This is a genomic window from Pseudomonas plecoglossicida NBRC 103162 = DSM 15088 (assembly GCF_000730665.1).
In the GTDB taxonomy this organism is placed as follows: domain Bacteria; phylum Pseudomonadota; class Gammaproteobacteria; order Pseudomonadales; family Pseudomonadaceae; genus Aquipseudomonas; species Aquipseudomonas plecoglossicida.
The window spans coordinates 1-14,311 of the sequence record NZ_BBIV01000069.1; the positions used below are offsets into that span (position 1 = coordinate 1).

Here is a 14,311-nt window from a genome sequence, read left to right on the forward strand (position 1 = left end):
ACAGGTAGAACACAGCGTTCGAATCCTGTGTTGTACCTGTGGGAGCCGGCTTGCCGGCGAGGCTACCTCAAACGGTCTTGGCGATACGCCCGGCCAACAGCGCCCACCCCAGCAACAGCACGCAGACAATCGCCAGCGGCCACGAGCGCCATTGCAGGTACGGCGTCAGCTGCTGCATCGGAACCACCTCGCCATACAGCACCGCCTGCTGGAACTGCGGCACCTGGGCGGTGATCTTGCCGAACGGATCGATCAATGCAGTCACGCCGTTGTTGGTGGCCCGGATCATCCAGCGTCCGGCTTCAAGCGCGCGCATCTGCGCCATCTGCAAATGCTGCAGTGGGCCGATCGAAGTGCCGAACCAGGTGTCGTTGCTGATGGTCAGCAGCAGGTCGCTGCGCGCGGCGAGGCCTGCGGCGAACTCCGGGTAGACCACCTCGTAGCAGATGTACGGCGCGATCTGGTAACCCTTGGCTTGCAGCAGCGGCTGGTCCTCAGGGCCACGGGCGAAGTCCGACATCGGCAGGTTGAAGAACTCGATCAGGCCGCGAAGCATGTCCTGCAGCGGCACATACTCGCCGAACGGCACGAGCTTCTGCTTGAGGTAGGTGCCATCGCCTTCACCCGTGACGGTGATGCCGTTGTAGTAACGGCGCTGGTGGTGTACCACTTCACGCACAGGTACGCCGGTGATCAGCGCCGAGTGGCGGTCGGCGGCGAAACGCCCCATGACGTCGATGTAGCCCTGGGCCTGGTCCTTGAGGATCGGCACCGCCGTTTCCGGCCACACCAGCAAGTCCACCGGTTTCGAGCTGAAACTCATGTCGCGGTACAGGGCCAGCTGCGCGTCGATGTGTGCCGGGTCCCATTTCAGTTCCTGTTCGACGTTGCCCTGCAACGCGGCGACCTTGAGCGGATCGCCAGCAGGCTTGGTCCAGGCGTGGCCCTTGAGCGCCATGCCGAGCACCCACGGCGCCAGCAGCAGGACGACGCCCACCGCCAGGAACGACGGGCGGGCACGCAGGCGCTGCAGGTTGCACAGCAGCGCGGCGCTCAGTGCCAGGGCAAACGAGATCAGCCACACGCCACCCACTGGCGCCAGGCCGGCCAGCGGGCCGTCCAGCTGGCTGTAGCCGGCGTAAAGCCAGGGGAAGCCGGTCAGGAACCAGCCGCGGAAGGCCTCTTGCAACAGCCACAGGGCGGCGAAGCACAGGGCGTCGGCCAGGGGCGCCTCGTTGCGACGCAACCAGCGTGCCCAAAGCCAGGTCGGCAGGGCGAAGAACCAGGCAAGGGCGGCGAAGAACGCCACCAGCAGCACGATCGCCAACAGCGGCGAGGCGCCGCCATAGGTGTTCATGCTGACGTAGATCCACCAGGTGCCGGCCCCATACAGACCGAAGCCGAACCACCAACCGCGCCACATGGCCTGGCGCGGGCTGAGCTCGCGCAGGCCAAGGTAGAGCACGGCGATGGACAGCAGGGCCAGCGGCCAGATGTCGAATGGCGCCAGGGCCAGCAAAGTGGAAGCGCCGGCCGCCAGGGCCAGCAGGTTACCGGGCCAGCCGGGGCGGGTGATCCAACGCATGTTTGTCCTTAGCGGGTGATCGGTGTCAGGCGCAGCAAGTGTATCCGCCGGCTGTCGGCGTTGAGAATACGGAACTTGTAGGCGCCGATCTCGGTGGTTTCGTTGCGCTTGGGCAGGTGGCCGAAGGCACTCATCACCAGCCCGCCAACGGTGTCGAACTCGTCATCGGAGAACTCGCTGTCGAAGAACTCGTTGAAGTTCTCGATCGGCGTCAGCGCCTTGACCAGGAAGTCGCCGCTGGGCAATGGCTTGATGTAGCTGTCTTCCTCGACGTCATGCTCGTCCTCGATGTCGCCGACGATCTGTTCGAGCACGTCCTCGATGGTCACCAGACCCGCCACGCCGCCGTATTCGTCGATGACGATGGCCATGTGGTTGTGGTTGGCGCGGAACTCGCGCAGCAGCACGTTCAGGCGCTTGGACTCCGGCACGAAGGTGGCCGGGCGCAGCAGGTCCTTGATGTTGAAGCTCTCGCCGTTTTCCTTGAGGATCAGCGGCAGCAGGTCCTTGGCAAGGAGGATCCCGAGCACATCGTCATGGCTTTCGCCGATCACCGGGTAGCGCGAGTGAGCGGCCTCGATCACCGCTGGCAGAAACTCGCGAGGCGACTGGGTAGCCTTGATGCTGATCATCTGCGAGCGCGGGACCATGATGTCGCGCACCTGCAGGTCGGCGACCTGGATGGCGCCTTCGACGATGGTCAGCGCTTCGCTGTCGAGCAGCTTGTTCTGATGGGCTTCGCGCAGCAGCTCCAGCAGCTCCTGGCGGTTTTTCGGCTCATGGGCAAAAGCCTGGGTCAGTTTACCCAACCAGGACTTCTGCCCGTTGCTCGATCGATCTTCGCTCATGGCGGTTCTCGTGATCCTTGCAGTATCAGTGTGTAATCGGTTCGTTTTCATCGTCGGCATACGGGTCGGGGTGACCCAGTTCTGCCAGCAATTCCCGTTCCAGCGCTTCCATTTCTTCGGCCTCATCGTCCTCGATGTGGTCGTAGCCAAGCAGGTGCAGGCAACCATGGATGACCAGGTGCGCCCAGTGCGCCTCGAGCGATTTTCCCTGTTCGGCCGCTTCGCGTTCGACCACTGGCACGCAGATCACCAGGTCGCCCAGCAGGGGGATATCAAGCAGCTCATCGGGCACATCGGCCGGGAACGACAGGACGTTGGTCGCGTAGTCCTTGTGCCGGTAGGTGTGGTTGAGTTCACGGCCTTCGGCTTCGTCGACCAGGCGGATGGTTACTTCCGAATCGGCCGTGCGCTGGCGCAGGGCCAGCTCACACCAGCGGCGGAAGGCGGCGTCATCCGGGGCGGCGGCATCCGTGGCCCGTTGCAGGTCAAGTTCAAGCATCTTTGTTGCTGACCTCGGGCTTGGCCTGACGGGCTTCGAAGCGGTCATAGGCTTCGACGATCCGCTGCACCAGTGGGTGACGAACCACATCTTTGGGTTGGAAGTGGGTAAAACTGATACCCGGCACGTCCTTGAGCACCTCGATCACGTGGGCCAGACCCGACTTGGTGCCACGGGGCAGGTCGACCTGGGTGATGTCACCGGTGATCACTGCGGTGGAGCCGAAGCCAATGCGGGTGAGGAACATCTTCATCTGTTCGAGCGTGGTGTTCTGGCTCTCGTCGAGGATGATGAAGCTGTTGTTCAGGGTGCGGCCGCGCATGTAGGCCAGTGGGGCGATTTCGATGACCTGGCGCTCGATGAGCTTGGCCACGTGTTCGAAGCCGAGCATTTCGTAGAGGGCGTCGTACAGCGGTCGCAGGTACGGGTCGATCTTCTGTGCCAGGTCACCGGGCAGGAAACCGAGCTTCTCGCCTGCCTCGACTGCCGGGCGTACCAGCAGGATGCGGCGGACTTGCTCGCGCTCCAGGGCGTCGACGGCGCAGGCCACGGCCAGGTAGGTCTTGCCGGTACCGGCCGGGCCGATGCCGAAGTTGATGTCGTTGGCCAGGATTTCCTTGACATAGCGCTGCTGGTTGACCCCGCGCGGGCGAATATTGCCCTTGCGCGTGCGCAGCGAGACGCTGACCTCGTTGACGGCCGGGTTGTCGATGTTCTCGACGGTCGACTCCTGCAGGTACAGGTGCACGGTTTCCGGCGACAGCTCGGTGGCCTTGGCCTCGCGGTAGAGGCGGCGCAGCAGTTGCTCGGCAGCGGAAGTGGTGTTGGGTTCGCCGATCAGCTCGAATTGATTGCCGCGGTTGCGGATCTCGATAGCCAGGCGTTGTTCGATCAGGCGCAGGTGCTCGTCGAACTGGCCGCACAAGTTGGCGAAACGGTGGGCCTCGAAAGGTTCGAGGATGAAGCGATGGGGTTGTATGGGTGCGTTCAAGGTCGTTTTTAGCCGCTCGACGGCGATGAATGTGAACTCAAGAATAACCCTTGAAGGGCAGTGGCGAAAGCACTGAAACGTTCAACGGTAAGTCCAGCCTGTACTGGCCTCATTGCCGGCAAGCCGGCTCCCACAGGTATGGCACTGTTCCTTGGGCCTGTGCGGGGCCTGTGGGAGCCGGCTTGCCGGCGATGAGGGCGCCGCTGTCTGCTATCATGCGCGCCTTTTCTTACGCATGTGTTATCCCGCCCACCATGAGCAAACGCGAACCCGCCATCTATAAAGTGATCTTCCTCAATCAGGGGCAGGTCTTCGAGATGTATGCCAAGCAGATCTACCAGAGCGACCTGTGGGGTTTTCTGGAAATCGAGGAATTCGTCTTCGGCGAGCGCACCCAGGTGGTCGTCGACCCGAGCGAGGAGAAACTCAAGAACCAGTTCGAAGGCGTGATCCGCAGTTTCGTGCCGATGCATTCGATCGTGCGTATCGATGAGGTGGAACGCCTGGGAACGGCAAAGATCAGCGAGGCCAAGGGCGGCGGCAATGTCATGCCGTTCCCCATGCCAATGCCGGAGAAATGATCAGGGAAGGGGCGAGAACGGCGTGCGGCCTTCAGCGCTCTGCAGTTCCAGCAGGTACTTGCGAAAGATCTGGCCGAGCACCTGAGTGGCGTGCTCCAGTTCGTCGCGGGGCATCTGCTCGGTCACTTCGTCGGCCATGTCCAGCGCATCCTCGGCGCCGTTGACCGCCGCCATCTTCAACAGGATGTAGGCCTGCACATTGTTGGCCTTGACCCCCTCGCCATGGAAGAACATGGCGCCGAGGCGGTACTGGGCTTCGGCATGGCCTTGCAGCGAGGCCTTCTCGTACCAGTCCAGCGCCTTCTTCAGGTTCTTCGGGGTTTGCGTGTAGTAGTACTCACCCAGTTCGTACTGTGCCTGGGCATCCCCGGTCGTCGCCGTCTGCTCGCACGCCTTGAGAGCGCTTTCCAGGTCTTCTGGCTGAACGTTGAGCGAGCAGCGGCCCGTTGCCGGAATCAGCAACGAGTTACCGCCCTCCGCCAAGGCCAGCAGAGGCGAAAGAAGCAACAGGCAGCCCAAGGTCAGGGCGCGGCCGGTGCGGTTCATGGGGATCGACTTACCTCTGCAAAGCTGCGGCCAATGTCTCTGGTGGCACATTATGGGATAAGCAGCGCCAACCTTACAAAGTTTTACTCGAAATTCTGTGTTGGTGGGGAAAGTTGCTGATTGATGAAGGGCTTTTATTGGCTCCCACAGGACTGAGAACAGTGGTGTACCTATGGGAGCCGGCTTGCCGGCGATGAGGCCGGTACAAACACCAAACTACTTCAGCTTGGCAAACGCCCGCTCAGCCGCATCCAGGGTGATCTGCAGTTCCTTGTCGCCATGAGCGATGGAAGTGAACCCTGCCTCGAACGCGCTCGGTGCCAGATAAACACCACCTTCGAGCATCAGGTGGAAGAACTGCTTGAAGCGTTCGGCGTCGCTGGCCATCACGTCATCAAAGGTGACAATGTCGTCGGCACCGCTGAAGTACAGGCCGAACATGGCGCCTGCCTGGGTCGTGACGAAGGGTACGCCAGCGGCATCGGCGCGTTGCTGCAGGCCGTCGAGCATGCGGCTGGTGAAGGCGCTCAGCTCGTCATGGAAGCCCGGACGGCTGATCAGTTTAAGGGTGGTCAGGCCGGCAGCCATGGCCAGTGGGTTACCCGACAGGGTGCCCGCCTGGTAGACCGGACCGAGCGGGGCGATGCAACCCATGATCTCGCGCTTGCCACCGAAGCAGCCGACCGGCATGCCGCCGCCGACGATCTTGCCGAAGGTCGACAGGTCCGGCTTGATGCCGTAGTAACCCTGGGCACCGCCAAGCGATACGCGGAAACCGGTCATCACTTCGTCGAAGATCAGCACCACGCCGTGCTTGTCGCACTGCTCGCGCAGGCCTTCGAGGAAGCCCGGTGCCGGCGGTACGCAGTTCATGTTGCCGGCTACCGGCTCGACGATGATGCAGGCCACGCTCTGGCCGACGTCGGCCAGGGTTTCCTCGACCGCTGCCAGGTCGTTGAATGGCAGGGTCAGGGTGTGCTTGGCGAAGTCCGCCGGCACGCCCGCCGAGCTCGGCACGCCCTGGGTCAGCAGGCCGGAGCCGGCCTTGACCAGCAGGCTGTCGGAGTGGCCGTGGTAGCAGCCTTCGAACTTGATGATGGCATCGCGGCCGGTGTAGCCACGGGCCAGGCGAATGGCGCTCATGGTGGCTTCGGTGCCCGAGCTGACCATGCGCACCATCTCCATCGACGGCACCAGCGAGCAGACCAGGTCGGCCATCTCGGTTTCCATGGCGGTCGGTGCGCCGTAGGACAGGCCGTGCTGCAGCTGGTTGCGCACGGCATCGAGTACGTCCGGGTGGCCGTGGCCGAGGATCATCGGGCCCCAGGAGCCGACGTAGTCGACGTAGCGCTTGTCGTCTTCATCGACCACATAGGCGCCTTCGGCGTGCTTGAAGAACAGCGGGGTGCCGCCCACGCTCTTGAAGGCGCGGACCGGCGAGTTGACGCCGCCCGGGATGTGCTTCTGGGCTTGGGCGAACAGGGATTCGGAACGGGACATGGGATCTTCTCTCGAAATCAGGAAGCGAACAGGGCGTTGAAGGCGCGGGCGCGGCGGGTGACTTCCTGCGCGCTGTCGGCACCGAACAGGCCATGGATCACCGCCAGCAGGTCGGCGCCATGGTCGACCAGCGGGGCGGCGTTGTCGAGGGTGATGCCGCCGATCACGGCGATCGGCAGACTGACCTGGGCGCGGGCCTGCTCCAGCAGTTCGACGTTGGCGGCGGGCGCCCCCGGCTTGGTCACGGAATTGAAGAAACGGCCAAAGGCCACGTAGCTGGCACCTTCGCTGGCGGCCTGCCGGGCCAGGTCGAGCTCGGCATGACAGGTCGAGCCGATGATGGCGTGGCGGCCGAGCAGGGCGCGGGCCGGGGTCAACGGACCGTCGGTCTGGCCCAGGTGCACTCCGACGCCCAGGCGCGCGGCGAGTTCGGCGTCGTCGTTGATGATCAGTCGCGTGCCGTAGCGCTCGCACAGTTTCATCAGTGCTTCGGCCTCGCGCAGGCGACGGGCGGCGTCGTCAGTCTTGTCGCGGTACTGCAACAGGCACACGCCGCCTTCGAGCGCGGCCTCGACATGGGACAGGAAACGGCCGGCGAGCAGCTGGCTGTCGGTGATCGCGTACAGACCGCGTAGCTTCATCTGAAGGCCTCGTATCAGGAACAGAAATCCAGGGGCAGCCGGCGTGGGACGAACTGGCCCTTGCCCAGTTGTTCTGCATCACGCAGGGTCCGCCAGGTGTAGTCCAGGGCGCTGCGTACCGCGCTTTGCAGCTGCTCGCCCAGGGCCAGGCGGCCGGCCAGGGCGCTGGCCAGGGTGCAGCCCGAGCCGTGGTAGCTGCCCGGCAAGCGCTGGCAGGTCCAGGTGTGGCTTTGGCCGTCGCGGCTGTACAGGCGGTTGTGGATTTCGTCCTCGTCGCCGTGACCACCGGTAATCAGCAGGTGTCTGCAGAACGGCAACAGTTTTTCCGCACACTCGTCTGCGGTACCTTCCGGCAGTTCGGCGAGAATGCGCGCTTCGGGCAGGTTTGGCGTGGCGATGGTCGCCAACGGCAGCAGGCGTTCGCGCAGGGCATAGCCGACTTCGTCCTTGCCCAGGCGACCGCCGCCACCGGCACGCAGCACCGGGTCGCAGACCAGAGGCAGGTGCGGATGGGCAGCGAGCAGTTCGGCGACGGTGTCGACCATGTCGATCGAGCCGAGCATGCCCAGCTTGACGGCAGCGACCCTGGAGTCTGCCAGCACGGCGTTGGCCTGGGCCAGAACCCACTCGCGGTCGAGCACGCGGAAGTCGGAAACGTTGACGGTATCCTGCACGGTCAGGGCGGTCACGGTCGGTGCGGCGTGACAGCCTTGAGCGATCAGGGCTTCGATATCTGCCTGCAGGCCGGCGCCGCCACTTGGGTCGTGGCCGGAGAGACAGAGGACAACGGGGCGGGAGCTGTAGGTATTCATGGTCGGCGAGCTTACCACCAATCCCATTTGTGCGGATCGTCCTACAAGCGAGATTTGTTGATCATATGGTCAGTTTTTTTTCTTTTAAAAGCCTGAAAGTACTGTTTTAGAGCCTTTTCTTTAAAAAATGCGGTGAGCCGTTGCGCGTCTTGAAAGCTATGCTAGAGTGCGCGGATAACTCGACAAACGGGCGCTGCTGGATTTCGTCGTCTCATATGGAGCGGAGGCCATCGCGATGCGACCGGACAGGCCATGCTGGGGCTGTATGCGCTATTTGCTGATTGTGCTTCTAGGTTGGCTGCCCGTGCTGGCCGCTGCGGTCGAAATCGACGATGCCACCCGGTACCTGCCGCTGGGCAAGGTCATGCAGGTCTATGAAGACCGCGATGGCAGTGCCACCATCGCGCAGGTCAGCGCCCCGATCTTCGCCAATCGTTTTCGCACCCACCACGAAGACGTTCTCAATGCCGGCTATTCGACTTCGGTGTTCTGGCTGAAGCTCGACCTGCATTACCAGGCGGCTGCCAGCGCCCCGCCCCGCCAGTGGTTGCTGGAACTGGCCTACCCGCCGCTGGATCACCTCGAACTTTACCTGCCCGGCAGCGCTGGCGCCTATCGCCTGGCCCAGCGTACCGGCGATGCGCTGCCCTATGCCAGCCGCCAGATCCGCCAGAGCAACTACCTGTTCGAACTGCCCTTGCGCCCTGGCCAGGCGACCACGGCCTATCTGCGCCTGCACAGCCAGGGCTCGGTGCAGGCGCCGCTGGCGCTCTGGTTTGTCGAGGCCTACCTGGAAGATCAGCCCACCCGGCAGTACGTGCTGGGCATGATCTATGGCGTGTTGCTGGTGATGCTGGTGTACAACCTGTTCATCTTCATCAGCGTTCGCGATATCAGTTACCTCTACTACATCCTCTATATCGCCTCGTTCGGCCTCTATCAGGTGTCGGTCAATGGCGCTGGCGTGGCCTACTTCTGGCCGGACAGCCCCTGGTGGGCCAATGCCGCGACACCGCTGTTCATCGGTGCGGCAGGTTTGTTCGGCTGCCAGTTCGCCCGCCACTTCCTGCGCCTGGGCAAGCTCAGCCGGGTCCTGGACCGCTGGCTGCAGTTGTTGATGCTGGGCGGCGTGCTGGTCATGGTGATGTCGGTGAGCATGGCCTACGGCATTGCCCTGCGCATGGCCACGGTGCTGGCGTTACTGTTCACTGTAAGTATCTTCGCCGCAGGGCTGTATGCCTGGGCGCGTGGCGTGCGCGTTGCGCGCTGGTTCATCATCGCCTGGACGGCGTTTCTGCTCGGCGGGCTGGTCAATACCCTGATGGTGCTGGGCTACCTGCCGAACGTGTTCATCACCATGTACGCCAGCCAACTGGGTTCGGCGCTGGAAGTGGCGCTCCTGTCGCTGGCCCTTGCCGACCGTATCAACAGCATGCGCGAACAGCAGGCGCAGACCCTGCGTGATACCGGCCGCACCCTGGAGCAACTGAACCAGCAACTGGCCAGGAGCAACCACCTCAAGGACGAGTTCCTGGCCACCGTCACCCACGAGTTGCGCACACCGATGAATGGTGTGATCGGTTCGCTGGAGTTGATGCAGACGTTGCCCATGAGCGCCGAAATGGCTCAGTACCAGCGCACTGCGGTCGGCTCGGCCCAGGACATGATGGGCATGGTCGACGATATCCTCACGCTGACCGAGCTGCAGGCCGGCCGCTTGCGCGTCAGCCCTGTGCCGTTCAGCTTGCGCCGCATGCTCCAGGAACTGCGGGCCGGCCACGCCGGCACGGCCCTGGGTAAAGGCCTCTACCTGAGCCTGGACATTCCCGCCGAGCTGCCTGACGAGCTGCTCGGCGATGCGCACAAGCTGGCCCGCTGCCTGTGCTGCCTGGTGGACAACGGCTTGAAGTTCACCCACCAGGGCGGGGTGATGGTGCAGGTTCGTGGTCGACGCCTGGGGCCGGACAGCCTGGCCCTTACCTTCACCGTGAGCGACAGCGGCATCGGTTTCGATGACCTGGACCAGGCGATCCTGTATCAGCGCTTCTTCCAGGTCGATGGCTCGATGACCCGGCGCTATGGCGGCCTGGGTATCGGGCTGTCGATCTGCCGGCAGATGGGCGAGTTGCTCGATGGCAAGCTGTCCCATGAATCGACGCGTGGGTTGGGCAGCCGTTTCGAGCTGAGCCTGAATGTGGCAATTGCCCAGACACAGATGCCGCCAGGCCGGGCGGCGTCCGGGGCTGTGCGTTTTTGACGGGCCGCTGCGCCATTGCACAGCCCGCAGGCCAATCCGGCGCGACCACACCTTTAGTCATATTTGTCACTTTGACTCACTGACAGGGAATGCTTCACTGGGACTTTCAGGCATACCAGGCCCCAGGAGCTCCCGATGAACCTGCACCAGTACGCTGAGACCCACGAAGTCACCAACCAGCCGCCGTCACTCGACGGCATCAACCTGTACCGTGCGGATCTGCCGCTGCAGGAATGGTCACGGCGCTTCGGCGCTGGCTGGGCCGAGTCGCGGATCGATGCCTACGGTGCCCTGGCTGGCGGCCCGCTGATGGCGGCAGGTTTCCTGGCCAACGCGCACAAGCCCGAGTTCAGCAGCCATGACCGCTATGGTCATCGTATCGACCTGGTGGAGTTCCACCCTGCCTACCATGAGCTGATGCGCACCGCCGTCGAGCACGGCCTGCCGTCGCTGCCGTGGGCCGAACCTCGCGCTGGCGCCCATGTGGCCCGGGCGTCGATGACCTACCTGCACAGTCAGGCCGAAGCCGGCACCGGCTGCCCGTTGACCATGACCTTCGCCGCCGTGCCGGCGCTGCGCCTGCAGCCGGAGCTGGCCGAATACTGGCTGCCGAAGATCCTTGCCCGCGAGTACGACCCGCGCAATGTCGGCGACCGCCACAAGGTCGGGGTGACCATCGGCATGGCCATGACCGAGAAACAGGGCGGCACCGATGTGCGTGCCAACACCACCCGCGCTTACCCGGTCGGCTCGCCCGGCCCCGGACAACCCTACGAACTGGTCGGGCACAAATGGTTCTGTTCGGCACCGATGTGCGATGCCTTCCTCACCCTGGCCCAGACCGACAAGGGCCTGACCTGTTTCCTGCTGCCGCGCCATCGCCCCGATGACCAGCGCAACCAGTTCTACATCCAGCGCCTGAAGAACAAGCTCGGCAACAGCTCCAACGCCTCCAGCGAGGTGGAGTTCCGCGGAGCCCTGGCGTGGATGGTGGGCGAGGAGGGGCGTGGGGTGCCGACCATCATCGAAATGGTCGCCATGACCCGCTTCGATTGCATGGTCGGCTCCAGCGCCCTGATGCGCCAGGCCTTGACCCAGGCCACCCACCACTGCGCCCACCGCAAGGTCGGCGGCCGCCTGTTGAGCGAGCAGCCGCTGATGCAGAACGTGCTGGCCGACCTGGCCCTGGAAAGCGAAGCCGCACTCGCCTTGAGCCTGCGCATGGGGCAGGCCCTGGAGCAGTTGGACGACCCGCAGCAAGCGCATTTCGCAAGGCTGGTCACGGCGGTGGGCAAGTACTGGATCTGCAAGCGCGCCCCCGCGATGATCAACGAGGCGGCCGAATGCCTCGGTGGCGCCGGCTATGTCGAAGACAGCATCCTGCCGCGGCTGTACCGCGAGGCGCCGGTCAACTCCACCTGGGAAGGCTCCGGCAACGTGCAGTGCCTCGATGTGCTGCGGGCGTTGTCCAAGGAGCCGGGGGTGCTGGAGGCGCTGTTCGCCGAACTGGGCGACGGGCACGGTGATCCGCGGCTGGCGGCGCACATCGGCAATCTCAAGGGGGCGTTTGCCGACACTGGTGATATCCAGTACCGGGCGCGGCAGCTGACCGAGGACATTGCCGTGGCGTTGCAGGCCAAGTTGCTGCTGGAGGCGGGGAACACGGTAGTGAGCGATGCCTTCATCGGCAGCCGTCTGGCAGGTGGCGGGCGCGTGTATGGGGCATTGCCTCGCGGGGTGGATGTCGAGGCACTGGTGGCGCGGGCCACGCCGGCATGAGTGCCCCATCGCCGGCAAGCCGGCTCCCACAAGGCCTGTGCTGTACCTGTGGGAGCCGGCTTGCCGGCGATAGGCACTGGCGACCACCGGGGATGTATTTGCCATGAAACGCAGGCAAGATGGCTGATATGCATGTCCAGACAGGAAGCTTAGTGTGAGCCACGCTTTTGTAGTCGTTGATACTCCCGAACAGGCCGTCGATCGTCTGGCGGCCCTGCATGAACAGGCCACCGGGGCCCTCAGCCAGGCCCTCAAGCGTTACCTGAAAGGCCGTACCGAGCCGGACGCCGATGAGCGTGCCTTGTACCGCTACCCGGCGCTGCGCCTGACTTACTACAGCCACGGTGAGGTCGCCGCCACCACCCGTGCCTATGCCAAGGTCCAGGTGGCGGGCACCTACAGCGTCACCGTCACCCAACCTTCGGCGTTCCGTGGCTACCTGCTCGAACAGCTGCGACCGTTGATGCACGACTACACGGTGACTGTGGAAGTCGGCGTCAGCGAACAGAACATCCCTTACCCCTACGTGGTCGACCAAGGCGATGAACTGGCCGGCAGCGGCATCACCGCCGCCGAACTGGCACGGGTGTTCCCCAGCACCGACCTGTCGGCTGCCACCGACAACATCGCCGATGGCCTGTGCGACTGGGGCAGTGCCGAAACCCTGCCACTGGCATTGTTCGACGCCGCCAGGGTGGACTTCTCCCTGCGCCGCCTGGTGCACTACACCGGCAGCGACTGGCGGCACATGCAGCCGTGGATCCTGCTGACCAACTACCACCGCTATGTCGACCAGTTCATCAGCCACGGCCTCGAGACGCTGCGTGAAGACCCGCGCTTCGTGCGCATGGTGCTGCCGGGCAACGTCGAGATCGAAAAGGGCATGGACCACGGTGAAGCGCAGGCCCTGGTGGCCAGCGTGGTCTGGCACCGCTACCAGATGCCGGCCTACCACCTGATCGCTGCCGATGGCGACGGCATCACCCTGGTCAACATCGGTGTCGGCCCATCCAACGCCAAGAACATCACCGACCACCTGGCCGTGCTGCGCCCGCACTGCTGGCTGATGATCGGCCATTGCGGCGGCCTGCGTCAGTCGCAGACCATCGGCGATTATGTCCTGGCCCACGCCTACATGCGCCGCGATGGCATTCTCGACCGGGTAGTGCCGCCGAACATCCCCATCCCGGCGTTGGCCGAGGTCCAGCTGGCGCTGCAGGAAGCGGCGGCGCAGGTGACCGGCGAGCGCGGCGAAGAGCTCAAGAAGCGCCTGCGCACTGGCACCGTGCTGACCTACGACGACCGCAACTGGGAACTGCGCTGGGCCCAGGAGCGGCCACTGATCAATCTGTCGCGTGCTGTTGCGGTGGACATGGAAAGCGGCACCATCGCCGCCCAGGGTTACCGTCTGCGGGTACCTTACGGCACCTTGCTGTGCGTATCGGACAAGCCGCTGCACAGTGAAATCAAGCTGCCAGGTTCTGCCAATGCCTTCTACAACCGCGCCGTCAGCCAGCACCTGAAAATCGGCATTGCGGCCCTCGATCTGCTGCGCACCGAGCTCAATTCGCTGCACTCGCGTAAACTGCGCAGCTTCGATGAGCCGCCGTTCCGCTGAGGATCCATGCCACTGCCACCCCGTTCCAAGCCGCGCCGCCCCCAGGCGCGGCCTGCCGGCCCAAAGCGCCAACCCAAGGCGCCACCGGCCGAGCCACGCCTGGTACTGTTCAACAAGCCGTTCGACGTGCTGACCCAGTTCAGCGACGGTGAAGGGCGCGCGACGCTCAAGGATTTCATCGATATCCCGGGCATCTACCCGGCCGGACGGCTGGACCGCGACAGTGAAGGGTTGTTGCTGCTGACCAATGACGGCCAACTGCAGGCGCGCATCGCCGACCCCCGGCACAAGCTGGCCAAGACCTATTGGGTGCAGGTGGAGGGTGAGCCGAGCGATGAGCAACTGACGCGGTTGCGCGAAGGTGTGGAGCTCAATGACGGGCCGACCTTGCCCGCCGAAGCGCGGCGCCTCGACGAGCCCGAGCTGTGGCCGCGCAACCCGCCGGTACGCTTTCGCAAGAGCGTGCCGACCAGCTGGCTGGAGCTGGTGATTGGCGAGGGGCGTAACCGGCAGGTGCGGCGCATGACGGCGGCGGTGGGCTTGCCGACCTTGCGCCTGGTGCGGGTGCGCATTGGCGATTGGGCGCTGGATGGGCTGGAGCAGGGGTGTTGGCGCGAGGTGCCGGCCAGGCTTTAGTAGTCGCTGGCTTCATCG

The 14,311-nt window shown here is 64.2% G+C and carries 13 protein-coding genes; 5 read left to right on the plus strand and 8 right to left on the minus strand.

The window, feature by feature from the left end; translation table 11 throughout:
- Nucleotides 1–67: 67 nt before the first annotated feature.
- From lnt to PPL01S_RS23620, 4 genes are read right to left on the minus strand one after another with little or no spacing between them, the layout of a single operon-like run.
- On the minus strand, nucleotides 68–1,585 hold the full coding sequence (gene lnt / locus PPL01S_RS23605; RefSeq protein WP_016393484.1) for an apolipoprotein N-acyltransferase: 1,518 nt from the start codon (nucleotides 1,583–1,585) through the stop codon (nucleotides 68–70).
- 8 nt (nucleotides 1,586–1,593) lie between these two features.
- Nucleotides 1,594–2,433, minus strand: a complete 840-nt coding sequence (locus tag PPL01S_RS23610; RefSeq protein WP_016393485.1) for a CorC family transporter — start codon at nucleotides 2,431–2,433, stop codon at nucleotides 1,594–1,596.
- 25 nt (nucleotides 2,434–2,458) lie between these two features.
- Nucleotides 2,459–2,932 (minus strand): rRNA maturation RNase YbeY, encoded by a 474-nt coding sequence (gene ybeY, locus PPL01S_RS23615; RefSeq protein WP_016393486.1) that lies wholly within the window; start codon nucleotides 2,930–2,932, stop codon nucleotides 2,459–2,461.
- The gene (locus PPL01S_RS23620; protein ID WP_016393487.1) at nucleotides 2,925–3,923 is read right to left on the minus strand and encodes a PhoH family protein; all 999 of its coding nucleotides are present in this window, start codon (nucleotides 3,921–3,923) and stop codon (nucleotides 2,925–2,927) included. Before PPL01S_RS23620 ends, ybeY begins: the two co-directional genes overlap by 8 nt.
- A gap of 254 nt (nucleotides 3,924–4,177) precedes the next feature.
- Between PPL01S_RS23620 and PPL01S_RS23625 the strand changes: the two genes are divergently transcribed.
- Nucleotides 4,178–4,504, plus strand: a complete 327-nt coding sequence (locus PPL01S_RS23625) for a DUF1820 family protein (protein ID WP_016393488.1) — start codon at nucleotides 4,178–4,180, stop codon at nucleotides 4,502–4,504.
- Here the strand turns inward: PPL01S_RS23625 and PPL01S_RS23630 are convergent, their stop codons facing one another.
- The 4 genes from PPL01S_RS23630 to PPL01S_RS23645 all read right to left on the minus strand — a co-directional run bounded on the left by PPL01S_RS23630 (nucleotide 4,505) and on the right by PPL01S_RS23645 (nucleotide 8,003).
- Nucleotides 4,505–5,050, minus strand: a complete 546-nt coding sequence (locus PPL01S_RS23630; RefSeq protein WP_016393489.1) for a tetratricopeptide repeat protein — start codon at nucleotides 5,048–5,050, stop codon at nucleotides 4,505–4,507. It lies immediately after the preceding gene.
- Nucleotides 5,051–5,266: 216 nt separating this feature from the next.
- The gene (gene hemL / locus PPL01S_RS23635) at nucleotides 5,267–6,550 is read right to left on the minus strand and encodes a glutamate-1-semialdehyde 2,1-aminomutase (protein ID WP_016393490.1); all 1,284 of its coding nucleotides are present in this window, start codon (nucleotides 6,548–6,550) and stop codon (nucleotides 5,267–5,269) included.
- Between the two features lie 17 nt (nucleotides 6,551–6,567).
- On the minus strand, nucleotides 6,568–7,191 hold the full coding sequence (gene thiE / locus PPL01S_RS23640; RefSeq protein WP_028626232.1) for a thiamine phosphate synthase: 624 nt from the start codon (nucleotides 7,189–7,191) through the stop codon (nucleotides 6,568–6,570).
- A gap of 14 nt (nucleotides 7,192–7,205) precedes the next feature.
- On the minus strand, nucleotides 7,206–8,003 hold the full coding sequence (locus PPL01S_RS23645; protein ID WP_016393492.1) for a hydroxymethylpyrimidine/phosphomethylpyrimidine kinase: 798 nt from the start codon (nucleotides 8,001–8,003) through the stop codon (nucleotides 7,206–7,208).
- A 265-nt stretch (nucleotides 8,004–8,268) separates the two neighbouring features.
- On the opposite strand from PPL01S_RS23645, the gene PPL01S_RS23650 reads away from it, so the two are divergent.
- The 4 genes from PPL01S_RS23650 to PPL01S_RS23665 all read left to right on the plus strand — a co-directional run bounded on the left by PPL01S_RS23650 (nucleotide 8,269) and on the right by PPL01S_RS23665 (nucleotide 14,293).
- Nucleotides 8,269–10,260: a sensor histidine kinase gene (locus PPL01S_RS23650; protein ID WP_028626231.1), complete on the plus strand. Its 1,992-nt coding sequence runs from the start codon at nucleotides 8,269–8,271 to the stop codon at nucleotides 10,258–10,260.
- 135 nt (nucleotides 10,261–10,395) lie between these two features.
- Nucleotides 10,396–12,039 carry an acyl-CoA dehydrogenase family protein gene (locus PPL01S_RS23655; RefSeq protein WP_028626230.1) on the plus strand — a complete coding sequence of 548 codons (1,644 nt, stop codon included), beginning with the start codon at nucleotides 10,396–10,398 and terminating at the stop codon, nucleotides 12,037–12,039.
- A 154-nt stretch (nucleotides 12,040–12,193) separates the two neighbouring features.
- Nucleotides 12,194–13,657 carry an AMP nucleosidase gene (amn, locus tag PPL01S_RS23660; RefSeq protein ID WP_028626229.1) on the plus strand — a complete coding sequence of 488 codons (1,464 nt, stop codon included), beginning with the start codon at nucleotides 12,194–12,196 and terminating at the stop codon, nucleotides 13,655–13,657.
- Nucleotides 13,658–13,663: 6 nt separating this feature from the next.
- Nucleotides 13,664–14,293 carry a pseudouridine synthase gene (locus tag PPL01S_RS23665; RefSeq protein ID WP_028626228.1) on the plus strand — a complete coding sequence of 210 codons (630 nt, stop codon included), beginning with the start codon at nucleotides 13,664–13,666 and terminating at the stop codon, nucleotides 14,291–14,293.
- Nucleotides 14,294–14,311: the final 18 nt, after the last annotated feature.

Excerpts from the sequence above, each read along its gene's own strand:
- lnt (WP_016393484.1), bottom strand. The coding sequence starts at position 1,585 with ATGCGTTGGATCACCCGCCCCGGCTGGCCCGGTAACCTGCTGGCCCTG.
- PPL01S_RS23610 (WP_016393485.1), bottom strand. The coding sequence starts at position 2,433 with ATGAGCGAAGATCGATCGAGCAACGGGCAGAAGTCCTGGTTGGGTAAA.
- ybeY (WP_016393486.1), bottom strand. The coding sequence starts at position 2,932 with ATGCTTGAACTTGACCTGCAACGGGCCACGGATGCCGCCGCCCCGGAT.
- PPL01S_RS23625 (WP_016393488.1), top strand. The coding sequence starts at position 4,178 with ATGAGCAAACGCGAACCCGCCATCTATAAAGTGATCTTCCTCAATCAG.
- PPL01S_RS23630 (WP_016393489.1), bottom strand. The coding sequence starts at position 5,050 with ATGAACCGCACCGGCCGCGCCCTGACCTTGGGCTGCCTGTTGCTTCTT.
- hemL (WP_016393490.1), bottom strand. The coding sequence starts at position 6,550 with ATGTCCCGTTCCGAATCCCTGTTCGCCCAAGCCCAGAAGCACATCCCG.
- thiE (WP_028626232.1), bottom strand. The coding sequence starts at position 7,191 with ATGAAGCTACGCGGTCTGTACGCGATCACCGACAGCCAGCTGCTCGCC.
- PPL01S_RS23645 (WP_016393492.1), bottom strand. The coding sequence starts at position 8,003 with ATGAATACCTACAGCTCCCGCCCCGTTGTCCTCTGTCTCTCCGGCCAC.
- PPL01S_RS23650 (WP_028626231.1), top strand. The coding sequence starts at position 8,269 with ATGCGCTATTTGCTGATTGTGCTTCTAGGTTGGCTGCCCGTGCTGGCC.
- PPL01S_RS23655 (WP_028626230.1), top strand. The coding sequence starts at position 10,396 with ATGAACCTGCACCAGTACGCTGAGACCCACGAAGTCACCAACCAGCCG.
- PPL01S_RS23665 (WP_028626228.1), top strand. The coding sequence starts at position 13,664 with ATGCCACTGCCACCCCGTTCCAAGCCGCGCCGCCCCCAGGCGCGGCCT.